An 18,397-nucleotide genomic window follows, 5' to 3' on the forward strand; every position below is an offset into this window, starting at 1 on the left:
GCGGCCGCCGCTGCGACGGCCGCCGCGCACGCCGAGGCCCCCGCCGCCGCCCCGGCCGCCGCCCCGGCCGCCGACGCCAGCTACAAGGTCGTCCGTGGCGACACCCTGTCCAAGATCGCCAACGCGCAGCACGTCGACGGCGGCTGGAAGAAGCTCTACCAGGACAACCGCCAGGTCATCGGCGGCAACCCGAACCTGATCTTCCCGGGCCAGAAGCTGACCGTCGGCGGCCACGCCGTTCAGGCCGCCGCCCCGCAGGCCGCCGCCCCGCAGGCCGAGACGAAGAAGTCCGACGCCGCCGCCTCGCGTTCCGAGAAGCGCACCCCGGTCCAGGCCGCGCCGAAGCCGGCCGCCCCGAAGACCGAGGCCGCCAAGCCCGCCGCGCCGAAGCCGGCCGCCGCCCCGCAGGCCGCCGCCCCGAAGACCGAGGCCGCCAAGCCCGCCGCCGCTGCCTCCGGCTACGTCGCGCCGGTCGCCGCCTCCCTGGGCACCCCGTACCACAAGGCCGGCTCCAACTGGTCCAGCGGCTACCACACCGGTGTCGACTTCGCCGTCAGCACCGGCACCTCGATCCACGCGATCGCCGCCGGCACCGTCGTCGAGGCCGGCTGGGGCGGCGCCTACGGCAACAACGTCGTCATCAAGCACGCCGACGGCAAGTACTCGCAGTACGCCCACTTCTCGGCCCTGAAGGTCTCGGTCGGCCAGACCGTCACCGCCGGCCAGATCATCGGCCTCTCCGGCGCGACCGGCAACGTCACCGGCCCGCACCTGCACTTCGAGATCCGCACCACCCCGTCGTACGGCTCCGACGTCGACCCGGTGGCCTACCTCGCCGCCCACGGTGTCCGCGTCTGACGCACACCGTTGACGCGCTCCGCTGACGCACACCGCTGACGCGAACCCTGCCGAGGCAGCGCCGCCGAGGCACACCGCGCCGCATCCGAAGGCCCGGCCCGGGGATCCTGTGATCCCGGGCCGGGCCTCGGCCGTTCCCAACCTCCCGTGCCGCACGGGCACTTCACCGCTCCCGCGCCGTGTCGGCGCGGCTCCCAGGCACGGCGGGCAACACGCCCCCGACCGGCCGAACGTTCCCGAACAGCCGACCGGGGCGAAGCGCGCCGCCGTCCTGCTCGCCGTCGCCGGCGCAGCCTGCCCGCAGCCACCACCGCAGCTGCCGCCCCGCAGCACCGCACCATCGTCATCGGTGACCAGAACCAGGTGGCCGGCGGCGACATCTTCGACGCGGGCGGCGACAACGCCGTCGGCTCCGACAACGGCGGCGACCCCACCTCCCGCGATTGGCTCGACTTCCCCGCCGTCGCCACCGCCGTCACCCGCCACCACCTGGGCTGACCGGCCACCCCCCACCGACGACGACCCCGGAGACCGGCGCCACCAACGCCACCCGGGGTCGTCCTCGCGACGTCCGGTTCCGCGGACCCGGTGCGAAGAGCGTCTTCGCGGCTGTGCGTACGACCGCTCTCTGACAGGTGTCCGTGGGCAGGTTGCTGCGGAGTGCGGCAACCGTTGCACCACCTTGCGCGCTTCGTGCGCCGAGACCTCTCCCATTCCATGGATCCATGCACGTTCGCCGAACGGGAGGTCGGGCCCTTTTCATACGGTCACTGCCCGTGGCGCCGAATGAGCTGCGTGCCGGGGAGCGGTCCGTGCGGTACGGCAGCCGCGGCGCCTTCGAGCCAAAGACCCGAGCCTGCGGCGCGGTGCTCCTGGAGTGCCACGGACGACGAAGGCCCCAGCTCCGCGATCATGTCGCTGAGCTGGGGCCTTTGCTGTGGAGCGGGCGACGGGAATCGAACCCGCGTGGCCAGTTTGGAAGACTGGGGCTCTACCATTGAGCTACGCCCGCGTACGTGCGTTGACGGCACGTCGCCCCTCGGCCGGTGCGGGCCTCGGGGACGGTGGTCAGCCTACCTGGTCGGGTCGGCCGAATGCACACCGCTTTCGCTCCGGTGCCTGCTGATATTACGGCGAGGGGGCCCGGACCGGCGTGTACTCTCTCTTTCGGCACTACGGGGTGTGGCGCAGTTTGGTAGCGCGTCCGCTTTGGGAGCGGAAGGCCGTCGGTTCGAATCCGGTCACCCCGACGCTTTCGGCAGGGTCTCGTCAGGCGGGCGGGGCCCTGTTGCTTTCGTGGTACCGGTAGGATGGGCCGATGGCGGTGGTACCTGTGGCATGCACACAGGCGGCAGCCGCCCGAGGGCGAGGAGTCACGCTCACCGTCCACCCCCGTACGGGAGATGCAGCCCCAATCGCCCATCGCCCGTCTCGCCCGACCGACCGGCCGTTCCGGCCGTGGACGTCTGGCGGAGACAACCTGACCGCAAGCCCATAGGAGACCAAACCGTGAAGAGCGCCGTCGAGACTCTGAACCCGACCCGGGTTCGACTCACCGTCGAGGTGCCCTTCGAGGAGCTCAAGCCCAGCCTCGACGCGGCGTACAAGAAGATCAACCAGCAGGTCACGGTTCCGGGCTTCCGCAAGGGCAAGATCCCGGCTCGCGTCATCGACCAGCGCTTCGGCCGTGCCGCGGTGCTGGAGGAGGCCGTCAACGACGCCCTGCCGCGCTTCTACACGCAGGCCGTCGACGAGGGCAAGATCGAGGTCCTCGGCCAGCCCGAGATCACCGACATCGAGGGCGTGGAGCGGATCGCCGACGGCGGCGACCTGAAGTTCACCGCCGAGGTGGACGTCCGCCCGGAGATCGCCCTTCCGGACTTCTCGGAGATCTCGGTCACCGTCGACGCCGTCTCGGTCGCCGACGAGGACGTCGAGAAGTCGCTGGAGCAGCTCCGCGAGCGCTTCTCCTCCGTGAAGGACGTCGAGCGCGCCGCCGCGGCCGGCGACGTCGTGGTCGTGGACCTCGAGGCCAAGGTCGACGGCGAGGTGCCGGAGGACGGCACCGCCGCCGGCGTGAGCTACGAGATCGGCTCCGGCCGCCTGCTGGACGGCATCGACGACGCCGTGATCGGCCTGTCCGCCGGTGAGTCCAAGACCTTCACCACCGAGCTCAAGGGCGGCACCCAGGCCGGCAAGAGCTCCGAGGTCACCGTCACCGTGACCGCCGTCCAGGAGAAGGAGCTCCCCGAGCTCGACGACGAGTTCGCCCAGCTGGCGAGCGAGTTCGACACCCTGGACGAGCTGAAGGACGACTCCCGCAAGCGCCTCGAGCGCATGAAGGAGTTCGACCAGGCCACCCAGGCCCAGGAGAAGGTCCTGGACGAGCTGCTGACCCGGGTCGAGATGGAGTACCCGGAGAAGCTCCTCAAGGACGAGGTCGAGACCCGCAAGCACAACCTCGAGCACCACCAGCTCGAGCCGATGGGCATGAACCTCGAGACCTACCTCGCGACCCAGGACAAGTCCGTCGAGGACTACGAGAAGGAGACCGAGGAGCAGGCGAAGAAGGGCATCAAGACCCAGTTCGTCCTGGACGAGATCGTCGCGAAGGAGGAGCTCAACGTCAGCCAGGAGGAGCTGACCGAGCACCTCATCCGTCGCGCCGCCGGCTCGGGCCTCACCCCGGACCAGTTCGCCCAGCAGATCGTCCAGGGCGGCCAGGTTCCGCTGCTGGTCGGCGAGGTCGCCCGCGGCAAGGCGCTGGCCCTGGTCGTCGAGGCCGCCACCGTCACCGACAGCAACGGTGAGACCGTCTCCTTCGAGGACGACGAGGACGAGACCGAGGCCACCGACGCCGTCGAGACCGTCGAGGTCGAGGACGAGGCCACCGAGGCCTGATCCTCACATCCGTACGACCCCGGCCCGGACACCCCAGGTGTCCGGGCCGGGGTCGTGTCGTGAGGGTTCCCGCCCGCCGCCCGCCCCATTCGGTCTCCACCCGCCCGCCGCCCGCTCGGTCGCAGCCCGCCTCCCCACCCGGTCTCCCGTATTTCCGCGCGCACCCTGCGCTCACAGCGAACAGTTCTGCGTGGGGGATTCTGAGCCGCGGCCTGCGCGTTAGGGTCGGTGGACAGCGACACACACGCAGATCGACTGAGCAGGTGGCTAAGTGACGTTCCCGCAGATGCAGATGGATGGCCTGACGGCGCCGCGCGCCGCCGCCGGTGACGTGCTCGGCGGCCTGGGCGACCAGGTCTACAACCGGCTGCTCAACGAGCGCATCATCTTCCTCGGCCAGCAGGTCGACGACGACATCGCCAACAAGATCACCGCGCAGCTCCTCCTCCTGGCAGCCGACCCGGAGAAGGACATCTTCCTGTACATCAACTCCCCGGGCGGTTCGATCTCGGCGGGCATGGCGATCTACGACACCATGCAGTACATCAAGAACGACGTGGTGACCATCGCGATGGGCATGGCGGCCTCGATGGGCCAGTTCCTGCTCACCGCGGGCGCCAAGGGCAAGCGCTTCTCGCTGCCCAACGCCAACATCCTGATGCACCAGCCCTCCGCCGGTCTGGGCGGTTCCGCCTCCGACATCCGGATCCAGGCCGAGCAGCTGCTGCGCACCAAGAAGCGCATGTCCGAGCTGATCGCCTTCCACAGCGGCCAGAGCTTCGACCAGATCACCGCTGACTCCGACCGCGACCGCTGGTTCACCCCGGAGGAGGCCAAGGCGTACGGGCTCATCGACGAGATCATGCACAGCGCCGCGGACGTCCCCGGCGGCGGCGGCACCGGCGCAGGCTTCACCGCCTGACGCCCGGCCCCAGACTTCCAGACCGCACGCTTCGGAGGACCGAACACCCCATGAACACTCCCTACACGCCGCACGGCGAGTTCCAGGGCCCCCGTGCCGAGGGCCGCTACATCGTGCCGCGCTTCGTCGAGCGCACCTCGCAGGGCATCCGCGAGTACGACCCGTACGCCAAGCTGTTCGAGGAGCGCATCATCTTCCTCGGCTCGCAGGTGGACGACGTCTCGGCCAACGACATCATGGCCCAGCTGCTGTGCCTGGAGTCGATGGACCCGGACCGCGAGATCCAGATGTACATCAACTCGCCCGGCGGCTCGTTCACGGCCCTCACGGCCATCTACGACACCATGCAGTACGTGAAGCCGGACATCACCACCGTCTGCATGGGCCAGGCGGCCTCCGCCGCGGCCGTCCTGCTGGCGGCCGGCACCCCGGGCAAGCGGATGGCGCTGCCGAACGCCCGCATCCTGATCCACCAGCCGTACACCGAGACCGGCCGCGGCCAGGTGTCCGACCTGGAGATCCAGGCCAAGGAGATCTTCCGGATGCGCGAGCAGCTGGAGGAGATGCTGGCCAAGCACTCCAACAAGCCGGTCGAGACGGTGCGCGACGACATCGAGCGCGACAAGATCCTGACCGCCGAGGAGGCGCTGGAGTACGGGCTGATCGACCAGATCATCTCGACCCGCAAGTCCTCGCTGACGAGCTGAGCCCTTCGCGGCTTCGGGGGCGGGGCCGTGCGCGGCTGTCGGTTCCTCACGAACCACCGGTGCAGGAGCGCCGGACGGTACGGGGGCGCGCGACAGTGACGTACGCCCCGCCCCGATCCGTTCCGGTCGAGGCGCTCGGACGGGCACAATGCAGTATGGGCGCATGCCCGTGAGACGGCTTCTGTTCGGTATCAATTCGCCCAGGGCGTAGGGCAGAGCTGTCGAAGTCGGCGGAATCACCGGCTCGGCAGAGTACCGTCGGATAGCGAGACCGACCGCCGACGGCGCAGCCGGTCCACAGCACCAGGCCCCGGAGAGCTGCGGGGCCCCTGGCGAAGGGGAAGCACCTCGTGGCACGCATCGGAGACGGTGGCGACCTGCTCAAGTGCTCGTTCTGCGGCAAGTCGCAGAAGCAGGTGAAGAAGCTGATCGCCGGGCCTGGCGTCTACATCTGCGACGAGTGCATCGACCTCTGCAACGAGATCATCGAGGAGGAGCTCGCGGAGTCCTCGGAGGTCCGTTTCGAGGAGCTGCCGAAGCCCCGTGAGATCTACGAGTTCCTCGACCAGTACGTGGTCGGCCAGGACCTCGCGAAGAAGGCGCTGTCCGTCGCGGTCTACAACCACTACAAGCGCGTCCAGGCCGGTGAGAACGGCCGCGCCGGCAACGGCCGCGAGGACGCCATCGAGCTGGCGAAGTCGAACATCCTGCTGCTCGGCCCGACCGGTTCCGGCAAGACGCTGCTGGCGCAGACGCTGGCCCGGATGCTGAACGTGCCGTTTGCCATCGCGGACGCCACCGCGCTGACCGAGGCCGGCTACGTCGGCGAGGACGTCGAGAACATCCTGCTCAAGCTGATCCAGGCGGCGGACTACGACGTCAAGAAGGCCGAGACCGGGATCATCTACATCGACGAGATCGACAAGGTCGCCCGCAAGAGCGAGAACCCGTCGATCACCCGTGACGTCTCCGGCGAGGGCGTGCAGCAGGCGCTGCTGAAGATCCTGGAGGGCACCACCGCCTCGGTGCCGCCGCAGGGCGGGCGCAAGCACCCGCACCAGGAGTTCATCCAGATCGACACCACCAACGTGCTGTTCATCGTGGGCGGTGCCTTCGCGGGCCTGGAGCGGATCATCGAGGGCCGGGCCGGCGCCAAGGGCATCGGCTTCGGCGCGACCATCCGCTCCAAGCGGGAGTCGGACGCGAGCGACCACTTCCGCCAGGTCATGCCGGAGGACCTGGTGAAGTTCGGCATGATCCCCGAGTTCATCGGCCGTCTGCCCGTGATCACCAGCGTGCACAACCTGGACCGCGAGGCGCTGCTGCAGATCCTCACCGAGCCGAAGAACGCGCTGGTCAAGCAGTACCGCAAGCTCTTCGAGCTGGACGGCGTGGAGCTGGAGTTCACCCGGGACGCGCTGGAGGCCATCGCCGACCAGGCGATCCTGCGCGGCACCGGCGCCCGCGGTCTGCGCGCGATCATGGAGGAGGTGCTGATGTCCGTGATGTACGAGGTCCCCTCCCGCCAGGACGTCGCCCGCGTGGTCGTGACCGGGGACGTCGTCTCCAAGCACGCCATCCCCACCCTCGTGCCGCGCGACATGATCAAGCGCGAGCGCCGGGAGAAGAGCGCCTGACGTTCGGCCCCACGACACACGGCGAAGGCCCTGCACCCGGAAGCGGTGCAGGGCCTTCGCCGTGTCGGCCTTCGCCGTGTCGGCCTTCGCCGTCCCCGGCCCCGGCGGGGCCGGGCGGGTGCTACTTCGGCACCTCGGCGATCTGCCGCAGCTCGCGGGCGGCGGCCGCGGCGACGTCCAGGTCCACCTCGGAGTCCTGGTCGACCTCGCCGGTGAGCACGGCGACGAAGGCGGAGCCGTCCGCCCAGGCGCACAGGCTGTCGTCCTCGGTCGGGGCGTGCATGACCTCGCAGCTCAGCCGGCCGCCGAGCGGGCCCGGGTCGAAGTCCCGGCGGCCGCTGAAGGTGGTGCCCTGGCTGCTCGCGCCCTTCTCGAAGTTGGTGTAGAAGTCGTCGACCTGGCTGCGGGGGGAGAGGACGGTGCCGTAGCCGCCGAAGACCGCGACCACCTTCTTCCGGTCGGTGTACACGGTGCTGACCGGGGTCGGCGACCAGGCGTTGTCGCCCTTGCCGAGCGAGTCGTCGAGCCCGGACTCCAGCTTCTGCGCGAGCGGGTTGGAGTCCTCCCGCGGCAGGCCCTGGAAGGTGCCCGGCAGCGAGATCCGGTAGTTGTCGGTCTTTGAGGTCACGTCATAGACGAAGTAGCCGGCCAGGCCGCCGCCGAGCAGGATGGCGCCGCCGACGCAGCCGAGCACCACCCACAGCGTCTTGCGGGACTTCGGCGGCTGCGGGACGACCCCGCCGCCCCACGGCTGCTGGGCCGGCACCCCGTAGCCGCCCGGCTGTCCGTACGGCGGTGCGGGCTGCTGCGGGTAGCCGTAGCCGGGCTGCGGCGGCGGGCCGAAACCGGGCTGGGCGGGCGGCGGGGGAGGGGCCCCGTACGGCTGGGGGGACGGCGGCGGGCCGCCGTACGGATTCTGCTCGGACACCGGAGGTCCTTTCGACGGGTCGGCCCTGGCTGCTCCCCGACCGGCCGGTCCTGCCGGCCGGTCGGGACCGGCTGCTGCCGGCCGGTGCTCCCGGTCGGCCGCCTCGCCGGATGCTTCGGCTACTTCTTCACTTCGACGGCGCCGCGGACGGCGGCGGCCTTCACCGCGGCCTCGGCGGGCGTGATCGGCGCCTTGCCGGTGAAGCTCAGGTCGGCGAAGACCACCTCGGCCGCCGTCCAGCGGTCCGCCCAGAAGCAGACGGTGTTGCCGGCGGCGGTCTTGGTGGCGTTGGTGGTCAGCACCCCGCACTTGAGCTTGGCGCCGGGCGCGCCCGCGCTGCCCGCCGGGTACTCGGTCGGCCGGGTCTTCCAGGTGCTGGTGACGGTCGTGCCGGCGAAGGTCTTCGGCTTGACCGACTCGGCCTCCAGCGCGAGCAGCACGAGCTCGGGGGTCGCCACCGAGCCGTAGCAGCCGATGACCTGCACCATGTCCGTCTGGCCCTTGGTGTAGTTGCCGGCCACGGCGGTGCCGTCCGAGCAGGCCGGCTTCTGGCCGTCCGGGCCGGGCGTGGCCGGGGCGGAGGTGGCCTTCTGCTGGGTGTGGCCGTCCGGCAGGGACATCGGCAGGTCGAGCTTGTACGCGGCGGAGGCGACCGTGCCGGTACCGCCCGTGCTGCCGGTACCGCCCGTGCCGCCGGCGCCGCCGCCGTCGCTGCCGGACAGGCCCCAGATCGCGAGGCCGCCGCCGATCAGCACCACGGCGCCGATCACCAGGCCGATCACCAGACCGGTGTTGCTCTTCGGCGGGGTCGGCGGCGGGTAGCCGCCCGGTGCGCCGTAGGGCTGCGGCTGGCCGGGCACGGGGGCCTGCGGGTAGCCGGGCTGGGCGCCGTACGGCGGGGCCGGCGGCTGCTGCGGGTAGCCGTAGGACGGCGGCTGCGGCGCGCCGTACGCCGGCTGCTGCGGGGTGCCCCCGTACTGCGGCGGCTGGCCGTACGGCTGCTGCGGCTGCCCCTGCGGATACTGCTGACCCTGGCCGTACATCGAAAATCGATCTCCCCCGCCACGGCGCTCCGCGGCCTGAACTTGGCGTACTCCTCGTCAGTGCCCGCACGGTCGCCCGCGCGAGTATCCGGGCACGCTACCGCACGGCCGTCCGAACCCGCCGGGGTGGTCCGGGCGGCAGGCGGCGACGGCCGTCCCCCCTCGCCCTCCCCCTACCCAGTGGACGGGCGGGCCACCCGCGGACGCCCCGGACGGCCGGTCCGCGCCGGTCCGCGCCCCGCCCGTGCGCGGCGCGGACCGGCGCGGAATCCGCCATTCGGTATATCCCCGGCCGTTCTTGATAGTCCGTTCGGCGGTATTTCATCGTGTGCGTCCGACATTCGGTCGATGATTCCCGTCGACCGTTTGAACCGCGCATTCTCTCCGTTTGTGCGTGCGCGCGTTCCACCGATGTTCGGAGTTGGGATGTGTACGGTGTTCAGACGTCCCCATGCGGGTGTGCGACTGACGGGAGGACACGTCATGGCGGCGACCACGGAGTTGGCCGACGAACTGCCGCAGCACGAGGTCGAGACGGCGAAGGCCCGGGCGGCGTCCTTGCTGCTGGCATTCCGGCGCGGGAACCAGCTGTCCTTCGACGCGCAATTGGACCGGCTCCTCGCCGACCACGTGGAGCGCGAGGTGACCACCCTGCTGGTGTGGATCGCGGCCGAGGCGGTCCGCAAGGCTTACGCGCCCGAGGCCGCCGACCGGGTGCTGCGCTCGCTCGCCCGCCGCGCCCCCGCCGACACCTCCGGGGTGCTGCTCGACGAGGACGCCGCCGACCCCGCCCGGCTGGTCGAGGCCGTCGACGCCGGGGACGTCGCGGCCGTCCGCGCACTGGTCGCCGCCACCCCGGACACCACCTACCTGCTCGGCGGCCTGCTGCAGGCCGTCGCCATGATGCTGCCGCTGCTGCCGGAGGGCGAGGGCACCGAGATCGCGGCCGAGCTGCGCCGCCGGCACGGCGGCCGGGCCGTGCAGGTGCCGGAGGCCCGGCACGGCTGATCCGGCCACCGCTGGTCCGGCCACCGCTGGTCGGTCCCCGCCAAGGCCGGGCAGAACCGCATGCCCGCAGGCGAGTTGCGGCATGCACGCTACTAGGCAGATTGTCAGCAAGGCCCCTACCGTCGAGTACCGCAACGCATCCGCAACTCGACCGAGGAGCCGGCATGCAACGACGCCCCCACCCGCGCAGATTCGCCGCCGCCACCCTCGCGGCGGCCCTGCTGGCCGTATTCGCCCCCACCGCGTCCCCCACCGCCGCGGCAGCCGCCGGAGAAACCCCGGCCGCCGCCGGCGACTACTGCGCCGGGAAATGCCTCGACGTCCTGCCGCCCGGCGAGAACGGCAACGCCACCCTCGCCGAGATCCTGCTCAACAAGGTCTTCGGCTCCCGCCCCGCCCACACCGACGACCAGCTCGGCCCCTACGCCAACCTCGCCGGCGCCTACCCGCAACTGACCGAGGCCCAGCTGCGCAGCTTCTTCAACGACGCCTCCTTCGGCGTCCCCGCTGACCAGGTCGCCTCCACCACCCGCCCGCGCAGCGACGTCGCCATCGTCCGCGACAAGGCCACCGGCGTCCCGCACATCACCGGCACCACCCGCTACGGCACCGAGTTCGGCGCCGGCTACGCCGCGGCCCAGGACCGGCTCTGGGTGATGGACCTCTTCCGGCACGTCGGCCGCGGCCAGCTCTCCGGCTTCGCCGGCGGCGCCGCCGCCAACCGGCAGCTGGAACAGAGCTTCTGGCAGGCCGCCCCCTACACCGAGGACGAGCTCCAGCAGCAGATCGACGCCATCGCGAACGAGGGCGACCGCGCCCGGCAGGCCCTCGCCGACGCCGGCGCCTACCTCGACGGCATCAACCAGTACGTCCGCGAGTCCTACGACGGCCGCTACTTCCCCGGCGAGTACGACCTCACCGGCCACATCGACGCGATGACCAACGCCGGCGGCATCGAACCCTTCAAGCTCACCGACCTGGTCGCGCTCGCCTCCGTGGTCGGCGCCCTGTTCGGCTCCGGCGGCGGCGGGGAACTCGCCTCCGCCCAGGTCAAGCTCGCCGCCGAGGCCCGCTACGGCACCGCCGAGGGCGACCGCCTCTGGTCCTCGCTCCGCGAGGCCGACGACCCCGAGGCCGTGCTCACCCTGCACGACGGCCGGCGGTTCCCGTACGCCCTGCCGCCCGACTCCCCGCAGGGCACCGCGCTGCCCGACCCGGGCTCGGTCGTCCCCGAGAAGACGGTCTACGACGCCACCGGCACCGGTACCCAGGGCGCCACCACCGCCCCCGGCCTGCTGCCCGGCAACCTGCTCACCGCCAAGCACGGCATGTCCAACGCCCTGCTGGTCTCCGGCGCCCACACCGACGACGGCCACCCCGTCGCCGTGTTCGGCCCGCAGACCGGCTACTTCGCCCCCCAGCTGCTCATGCTGGAGGAGATCCAGGGCCCCGGCATCAGCGCCCGCGGCGCCGCCTTCGCCGGGCTGAGCTTCTACGTCCAGCTCGGCCGCGGCCAGGACTACGCCTGGAGCGCCACCTCCGCCGGACAGGACATCACCGACACCTACGCCGTCCCGCTCTGCACCACCGACGGCGGTCCGGTCGGCCTGACGGCCGACCACTACCGGTGGCACGGCCAGTGCCTGCCGATGGAACGGCTGGAGCGGAAGAACTCCTGGAAGCCCACCACCGCCGACTCCACCGCGGCCGGCTCCTACACCCTGGTGATGAACCGTACGAACTACGGCCTGGTCACCGCCCGCGGCACGGTCGGCGGTGCACCCGTCGCCTTCACCTCGCTGCGCTCCACCTACCGCCACGAGGCCGACTCCATCATCGGCTTCCAGATGCTCAACGACCCCGGCGCGGTGCACGACGCGGCGGGCTTCCAGCAGGCCGCGCAGAACATCAACTACACCTTCAACTGGTTCTACGCGGACTCCCGGGACATCGCCTACTACAACTCCGGCAACAACCCGGTGCGCGCCCCGGGCGTCGACGCCGGCCTGCCCGTCCGCGCCGAGCCCGCCTACGAGTGGCGCGACTTCGACCCCGCCGCGAACACCGCCCGGTACACGCCGCCCGCCGAGCACCCGAACTCCGTCGACCAGGACTACTACGTCTCCTGGAACAACAAGCAGGCCGCCGGCTTCGCCGCCGCGGGCTTCGGCAACGGCTCGGTGCACCGCGGCAACCTGCTCGACGACCGGGTGAAGGCGCTGCTCGCCGGCGGCGGGAAGGCGAGCCGGGTCTCGCTCACCAAGGCCATGGAGTCCGCCGCCCTCGCCGACCTGCGCGCCGAGGACGTGCTGCCCGAACTGCTCCGGGTCGTCCGCAGCGCCCCCGTCACCGACCCGTCCCTCGCCGCCGCCGTGCAGAAGCTGGAGACCTGGCGGGCGGCCGGCGGGCAGCGCCGGGAGACCTCCCCGGGCAGCCACGCCTACGCCGACGCCGAGGCGATCCGCATCCTGGACGCCTGGTGGCCGCTGCTCGCCGACGCGGTCTTCCGGCCCGGCCTCGGCGACGCCCTGTTCGGCGCCCTGACCGGAGCCGTCCAGATCAACGAGTCGCCCTCCGGCGGGCAGAGCGGCCCCACCAGCGGCACCGCCAGCGCCAACGAGTCCATCCCGCACAAGGGCTCGGCCTTCCAGTACGGCTGGTGGAGCTACGTCGACAAGGACCTGCGGGGCGTCCTCGGCGACCCGGTGGCCGGGCCGCTGGCCCGCCCGTTCTGCGGCGGCGGCGACCTCGCGGCCTGCCGCACCGCCCTGCTCGACAGCCTGAGGAAGGCCGTGGCGCAGACCCCGGCCCAGGTCTACCCGGCCGACGCGGACTGCCCGGCCGGCGACCAGTGGTGCGCCGACTCGATCGTCCAGCGCCCGCTCGGCGGCGTCACCGACCCCAAGTCCACCTGGCAGAACCGCCCGACCTACCAGCAGGTCGTGCAGTTCCCGGCGCACCGCTGAGCACCCCGGCGCACGGCTCCCCGGCCCCGCCCCACCGGGCCGGGGAGCCTGCGCCGGACGGGCCCCGGACGCTACGTAGACTGGGCCCGTGAGCGACAAGGCCGAGCAGAACCCGTACACCACCCGCCCCTCCGACGCCGGGGCCTCCGGCCCCGAGGCCGAGCTGCGGGCCGTGGAGACCGAACTCTCCGGCCGCTGGCCGGAGAACAAGCTGGAGCCCTCGCTCGACCGCATCGCGGCGCTGATGGACATCCTCGGCCAGCCGCAGCGCTCCTACCCCTCGATCCACATCACCGGCACCAACGGCAAGACCTCCACCGCCCGGATGATCGAGCAGCTGCTCGGCGCCTTCGAGCTGCGCACCGGCCGCTACACCAGCCCGCACGTGGAGTCGGTCACCGAGCGGATCAGCCTGGACGGCGCCCCGATCAGCACCGAGAAGTTCGTCGAGACCTACCGCGACATCGAGCCCTACGTGCGGATGGTCGACGGGACGCAGCCGGTCGCGATGTCCTTCTTCGAGGTGCTGACCGGCATGGCCTACGCGGCCTTCGCCGACGCCCCGGTGGACGTCGCCGTGGTCGAGGTCGGCATGGGCGGCTCCTGGGACGCCACCAACGTCATCGACGCCGCCGTCGCCGTGATCACCCCGATCGGCCTGGACCACACCGACAAGCTCGGCGGCACGACCGGCGAGATCGCGGTGGAGAAGTCCGGCATCATCAAGCCCGGCGCGCTCGCCGTCGTCGCCCAGCAGCAGCTGGACGCCGCGCAGACCATCCTCAAGCGGGCCGTCGAGGTGGACGCCACCGTCGCCCGGGAGGGCATGGAGTTCGGCGTGATCCGCCGCGAGGTCGCGATCGGCGGCCAGCTCGTCACCCTGCGCGGCCTCGGCGGCGCGGAGTACGAGGACGTGTTCATCCCGCTGCACGGCGCCCACCAGGCGCACAACGCCGCCCTCGCGCTGGCCGCCGTCGAGGCGTTCTTCGGCGTCGGCGCGGCCGCCGGCGGCCAGCTGGACACCGAGAAGGTCCGCCGGGCGTTCTCCGGCGTCTCCTCGCCGGGCCGCCTGGAGATCGTCCGCCGCAGCCCCACCGTCATCCTGGACGCCGCGCACAACCCGCACGGCGCCGAGGCCGCCGTCGCCGCGATCGGCGAGGCCTTCGGCTTCACCAAGCTGGTCGGCGTGATCGGCACCAGCGGCGACAAGGACGTCTCCGGCCTGCTGGAGGTCTTCGAGCCGATCCTCGCCGAGGTCGTCATCACCCAGAACTCCACCCACCGGGCGATGCCCGTCGACGAGCTGGCCGCGCTCGCCGTGGAGGTCTTCGGTGAGGATCGTGTGCAGGTCGAACCCCGGCTGGACGACGCCATCGACGCGGCCGTCACGCTCGCCGAGGAGGAGGACCTCGGCGGCGCCGGCGTCCTGGTCACCGGCTCGGTCATCACGGTGGGCGAGGCGCGCCTGCTGTTCGGAAGGAAGTAGCACCCGATGCGGACCCTCTGCTCCTCGACCCTCATCGGCGAGGCCCTGCTCATCATGTTCGCCGGCCTGGTCGCCATGCCGCTGTCGGACGTGCCGACCGGCACGATCTGGGCCGTCAGCGGCACCGCCATGGTGCTGTGCGTGCTGCTCTGCGGCATGATCGAGCGCCCCGGCGCGGTGGCGGTCGGCTGGGTGCTGCAGATCGGCCTGATCGCCAGCGGCCTGGTGCTGCCGACCATGTTCGGGCTCGGCGCCGTCTTCGCCGCCCTGTGGTGGTGCTCGGTGCACTACGGCCGCAAGATCGACGTGATCAGGGCGGCCCGCGCCGCCGCGGCCTCGCAGACCGCCTGAACCCCCGCTGAGCGGCCCGTTCGCGTCGGCGGGCCGCACCCGCAGGGTAGTGTCTGCGGTGGCCGAACCCACCGTGCCGAACCCGATCCCCTGGAGCTGCACCGTGTCCCAGCGCACTCTCGTCCTGCTCAAGCCCGACGCCGTCAAGCGCGGCCTGGCCGGCGAGATCATCAGCCGCATCGAGCGCAAGGCGAACTGGCGGCTCGCCGCCCTCGAACTGCGCACCTTCGACCGGGCGACGCTGGAGCTGCACTACGCCGAGCACGTCGGCCGCCCGTTCTACGAGCCGCTGCTGGAGTTCATGACCTCCGGCCCGTCGATCGCGCTGATCGTCGAGGGCGAGAACGTCATCCCCGGCATCCGCGCGCTGGCCGGCGCCACCGACCCGCTGCAGGCCGGCCCGGGCACCATCCGCGGCGACTACGCCACGATCACCCGTGAGAACCTGATCCACGCCTCGGACTCGGAGGCCTCCGCCGAGCGCGAGATCAAGATCTTCTTCCCCGCCCACGCCTGACCCCGTCGCGCCTGACGAAGGCCTGACACAGCCTGACGTACGCCCAGGTCGGGCCGGGTGCAACCGCCCCGGTCCAACCGGGTGCAACCGCCGGAACCCGCCCCGAAAAGGCGGAACCCCGAGCGCCGACACGGCGTCCCAATCCCGGGAAGAGCACATCGGCCGCCGGAGAATGGCCAGCATGCCGTACCTCGCCGTACGCGGTGAACGGGCCTGGCTACGATGGACGCAACTCATGGGCCCGGAACGGCTGCTCAGCTGATGTCAGCCCTGTCGTGGGCGCGCGCGATCGGCCCACTCCCCGCACATGCACACCGAGCTCGGGAAGGCACTGCACACCCCATGGCCAACAATCTGTCGTTCATCGGCCGTGACATGGCGATCGACCTCGGCACTGCCAACACGCTGGTGTACGTCAGGGGCAAGGGGATCGTCCTCAACGAGCCGTCGGTCGTCGCCGTGAACACCAACACCGGCGGCATCCTCGCGGTCGGCGCCGAGGCGAAGAAGATGATCGGGCGCACGCCCGGCAACATCGTCGCCATCCGCCCGCTCAAGGACGGCGTGATCGCCGACTTCGAGATCACCGAGCGGATGCTCCGCTACTTCATCCTCAAGATCCACCGCCGCCGCTACCTGGCCCGCCCGCGCGTCGTGGTCTGCGTGCCCTCCGGCATCACCGGGGTCGAGCGCCGCGCCGTCATCGAGGCCAGCGCCCAGGCCGGCGCACGCCAGGTGCACATCATCGAGGAGCCGATGGCCGCGGCGATCGGCGCCGGCCTGCCGGTGCACGAGCCCACCGGCAACATGGTCGTCGACATCGGCGGCGGCACCACCGAGGTCGCCGTCATCTCCCTCGGAGGGATCGTCACCGCGCAGTCCCTGCGGGTCGCCGGCGACGAGCTGGACAACGCCATCGTCCAGCACATCAAGAAGGAGTACAGCCTCCTCCTCGGCGAGCGCAGCGCCGAGCAGATCAAGATGTCGATCGGCTCCGCCTTCGCGCTCGAGGGCGAGAAGGACGAGCACGCCGAGATCCGCGGCCGCGACCTCGTCAGCGGCCTGCCCAAGACCGTCGTCATCTCCGCCGCCGAGGTCCGCGAGGCCATCGACGAGCCGGTGAACTCCATCATCGACTCGGTCAAGACCACCCTCGACCAGTGCCCGCCCGAGCTCGCCGGCGACGTCATGGACCGCGGCATCGTGCTCACCGGCGGCGGCGCGCTGCTGCGCGGCCTCGACGAGCGGCTCCGCCGGGAGACCGGCATGCCCATCCACATCGCGGAGAACCCGCTGGACTCGGTCGCCCTCGGCGCCGGCAAGTGCGTCGAGGAGTTCGAGGCGCTCCAGCAGGTCCTGGACGCCCAGCCGCGCCGCTGACCCCCCCCGCGGGGGGCAGCACGGCGCACACGGCGTCACATCTCCAACTGAACAACCGGTACCAGGGAACGAAGGGGCGCTCCAGCACCGTGAGGGACACACGAGAGAGCCGACTACTGCTCATCCTGCTGGTCGCGGTCGCCTTCGCCCTGATCACCGTCGACATCAAGGGCGGCGAGGACTCCCCGCTCGGCGGGGCCCGCCGGGCGGCCGCCGGCCTGCTCGGCCCGGTCGAGCGCGGCGCCTCCGGCCTCGTCGACCCGGTGGCCGGCACCATCCGCGCCGTCCGCGACGCCTCCACCCACCAGCAGCGCCTCGACCAGATCACCCGGGAGAACACCGAGCTGCGCCAGCGGCTCGCCTCCTCCGACACCGCGGCGGGCCGCACCAAGCAGCTCGACGACCTGCTGCGGACGGCCGGCAACGGCGGATACACCATCAAGGCCGCCCAGGTCATCGCGATCGGCGCCGCCCAGGGCTTCTCCTGGACGATCACCATCGACGCCGGCAGCGACGACGGCCTCACCCGCGACATGACCGTCATCAACGGCCAGGGCCTGGTCGGCCGGGTCACCACCGTCGCCCCGACCACCGCCACCGTGCTGCTCGCCTCCGACCCCGGCTTCACCGCCGGCACCCGGCTGGAGGGCAGCGACGAGATCGGCTTCGCCGCCGGCCAGGGCAGCAGCCCGATGCGGGTCCAGCTGCTCAACGGCCGCGCCCAGGTCAAGGCCGGCGACCGGGTCGTCACCTTCGGCTCGCAGAGCGGCCGTCCGTTCGTCCCCGGCGTTCCCGTCGGCCGGGTGGTCGAGGTCCAGGCCACCCCGGGCGAGCTCACCAAGACCGTCCTGGTCGAGCCCTACGTCCAGTTCACCCGCCTCGACCTGGTCGGCGTCGTCGTCGTCCCGCCGCGCAGCGACCCGCGCGACGGCGTCCTGCCGCCCAAGCCGTCCGCCGCCGCGGCGAACCCGCCGGCCGTCGCACCCGCGAAGCCGACCGCCGCCTCCACACCCGCAGGGGGGAACTGACCGTGCGTCCGAACCGCATCCTGCTCTCCGCCGTCCTGCTGATGCTCGGCCTGGTCGTCCAGGTCAGCGTGCTCGGCCGGCTCCAGCTGCCCGGGGCCACCCCCGACCTGCTGATGCTCGTCGTCGTCGGCCTCGCCCTGGTGTACGGCCCGACCGGCGGCTGCCTGGCCGGCTTCACCGCCGGCCTGCTCGCCGACCTCGCGCCGCCCTCCGACCACGCCATCGGCCGCTACGCCCTGGTGCTCTGCCTGGTCGGCTACGCCGCCGGCCTGCTCCGCCCCGAGGCCGGCCGGCAGCGCTCCGCGATCAGCGCCCTGATGGTCGTCGCCGTCGCGGCCGTCGTCTCCACCGGCCTGTACGCCTCCGTCGGCGCCCTGGTCGGCGACACCGCCGCCCGCCACGTCGGCCTCGCCGGCCTGGTGTTCAGCGCCCTGCTGTACGACGTGCTGCTCGCGCCGTTCGTGGTGCCCGCCGTCATGCTGCTCGCCCGCCGCTTCGACGGCGGCCGCTCCGGCACCGAGACCGAGGACCCGGGCGGCTCCGGCCTCGGCAGCCTCGCCCGCTACAAGACCACCCGGGAGTCCTCGCCGATGCCGACGAGCCCGCGCAAGAAGCGGTCGCTCGGCCTCGCCCGCCGTCCCTGACGCCCCGCAGAACCCCCAGGA

General features: G+C 71.8%; 16 protein-coding genes and 2 tRNA genes. 15 read left to right on the top strand and 3 right to left on the bottom strand.

Features of this window, described 5'->3' with window-relative positions; translation table 11 throughout:
- On the top strand, positions 1-858 hold an 858-nt coding region (locus ABD353_RS32915; protein ID WP_344627355.1), incomplete at its 5' end, for a M23 family metallopeptidase.
- Between the two features lie 363 nt (positions 859-1,221).
- On the top strand, positions 1,222-1,356 hold the full coding sequence (locus ABD353_RS32920) for a hypothetical protein (RefSeq protein WP_344627356.1): 135 nt from the start codon (positions 1,222-1,224) through the stop codon (positions 1,354-1,356).
- A 440-nt stretch (positions 1,357-1,796) separates the two neighbouring features.
- On the opposite strand, the gene ABD353_RS32925 is transcribed toward ABD353_RS32920, so the two are convergent.
- Positions 1,797-1,870, bottom strand: a tRNA-Gly gene (locus ABD353_RS32925).
- A gap of 164 nt (positions 1,871-2,034) precedes the next feature.
- On the opposite strand from ABD353_RS32925, the gene ABD353_RS32930 reads away from it, so the two are divergent.
- The 5 genes from ABD353_RS32930 to clpX all read left to right on the top strand — a co-directional run bounded on the left by ABD353_RS32930 (position 2,035) and on the right by clpX (position 7,025).
- A tRNA-Pro gene (locus ABD353_RS32930) sits at positions 2,035-2,108 on the top strand.
- Positions 2,109-2,367: 259 nt separating this feature from the next.
- Positions 2,368-3,759 (top strand): trigger factor, encoded by a 1,392-nt coding sequence (gene tig / locus ABD353_RS32935; RefSeq protein WP_344627357.1) that lies wholly within the window; start codon positions 2,368-2,370, stop codon positions 3,757-3,759.
- 292 nt (positions 3,760-4,051) lie between these two features.
- Positions 4,052-4,681 carry an ATP-dependent Clp protease proteolytic subunit gene (locus ABD353_RS32940; protein ID WP_052390707.1) on the top strand — a complete coding sequence of 210 codons (630 nt, stop codon included), beginning with the start codon at positions 4,052-4,054 and terminating at the stop codon, positions 4,679-4,681.
- Between the two features lie 50 nt (positions 4,682-4,731).
- Positions 4,732-5,388: an ATP-dependent Clp protease proteolytic subunit gene (locus ABD353_RS32945; protein ID WP_344627358.1), complete on the top strand. Its 657-nt coding sequence runs from the start codon at positions 4,732-4,734 to the stop codon at positions 5,386-5,388.
- A gap of 350 nt (positions 5,389-5,738) precedes the next feature.
- Positions 5,739-7,025: an ATP-dependent Clp protease ATP-binding subunit ClpX gene (gene clpX / locus ABD353_RS32950; RefSeq protein WP_263105397.1), complete on the top strand. Its 1,287-nt coding sequence runs from the start codon at positions 5,739-5,741 to the stop codon at positions 7,023-7,025.
- 121 nt (positions 7,026-7,146) lie between these two features.
- Here the strand turns inward: clpX and ABD353_RS32955 are convergent, their stop codons facing one another.
- Positions 7,147-7,953: a hypothetical protein gene (locus tag ABD353_RS32955; RefSeq protein WP_344627359.1), complete on the bottom strand. Its 807-nt coding sequence runs from the start codon at positions 7,951-7,953 to the stop codon at positions 7,147-7,149.
- Positions 7,954-8,072: 119 nt separating this feature from the next.
- Positions 8,073-8,996, bottom strand: coding sequence for a hypothetical protein (locus ABD353_RS32960; protein ID WP_344627360.1), 924 nt, complete (start codon positions 8,994-8,996; stop codon positions 8,073-8,075).
- Between the two features lie 483 nt (positions 8,997-9,479).
- Between ABD353_RS32960 and ABD353_RS32965 the strand changes: the two genes are divergently transcribed.
- The 8 genes from ABD353_RS32965 to mreD all read left to right on the top strand — a co-directional run bounded on the left by ABD353_RS32965 (position 9,480) and on the right by mreD (position 18,376).
- Complete coding sequence (locus ABD353_RS32965; protein ID WP_344627361.1) at positions 9,480-10,004, top strand: hypothetical protein; 525 nt, start codon at positions 9,480-9,482, stop codon at positions 10,002-10,004.
- A gap of 164 nt (positions 10,005-10,168) precedes the next feature.
- Positions 10,169-12,970, top strand: coding sequence for a penicillin acylase family protein (locus ABD353_RS32970; protein ID WP_344627362.1), 2,802 nt, complete (start codon positions 10,169-10,171; stop codon positions 12,968-12,970).
- 88 nt (positions 12,971-13,058) lie between these two features.
- Positions 13,059-14,456: a bifunctional tetrahydrofolate synthase/dihydrofolate synthase gene (gene folC / locus ABD353_RS32975; RefSeq protein WP_344627363.1), complete on the top strand. Its 1,398-nt coding sequence runs from the start codon at positions 13,059-13,061 to the stop codon at positions 14,454-14,456.
- Between the two features lie 6 nt (positions 14,457-14,462).
- Positions 14,463-14,807, top strand: coding sequence for a DUF4233 domain-containing protein (locus ABD353_RS32980; protein ID WP_344627364.1), 345 nt, complete (start codon positions 14,463-14,465; stop codon positions 14,805-14,807).
- A gap of 103 nt (positions 14,808-14,910) precedes the next feature.
- Positions 14,911-15,324, top strand: a complete 414-nt coding sequence (gene ndk, locus ABD353_RS32985) for a nucleoside-diphosphate kinase (RefSeq protein ID WP_344627365.1) — start codon at positions 14,911-14,913, stop codon at positions 15,322-15,324.
- 354 nt (positions 15,325-15,678) lie between these two features.
- Positions 15,679-16,704: a rod shape-determining protein gene (locus ABD353_RS32990; RefSeq protein ID WP_030270516.1), complete on the top strand. Its 1,026-nt coding sequence runs from the start codon at positions 15,679-15,681 to the stop codon at positions 16,702-16,704.
- An 89-nt stretch (positions 16,705-16,793) separates the two neighbouring features.
- On the top strand, positions 16,794-17,732 hold the full coding sequence (gene mreC, locus ABD353_RS32995) for a rod shape-determining protein MreC (RefSeq protein ID WP_344627366.1): 939 nt from the start codon (positions 16,794-16,796) through the stop codon (positions 17,730-17,732).
- Between the two features lie 2 nt (positions 17,733-17,734).
- Positions 17,735-18,376, top strand: coding sequence for a rod shape-determining protein MreD (gene mreD, locus ABD353_RS33000; protein WP_344627367.1), 642 nt, complete (start codon positions 17,735-17,737; stop codon positions 18,374-18,376).
- Positions 18,377-18,397 lie beyond the last annotated feature (21 nt).

Source organism: Kitasatospora arboriphila (genome assembly GCF_039528095.1).
Classification (GTDB): domain Bacteria; phylum Actinomycetota; class Actinomycetes; order Streptomycetales; family Streptomycetaceae; genus Kitasatospora; species Kitasatospora arboriphila.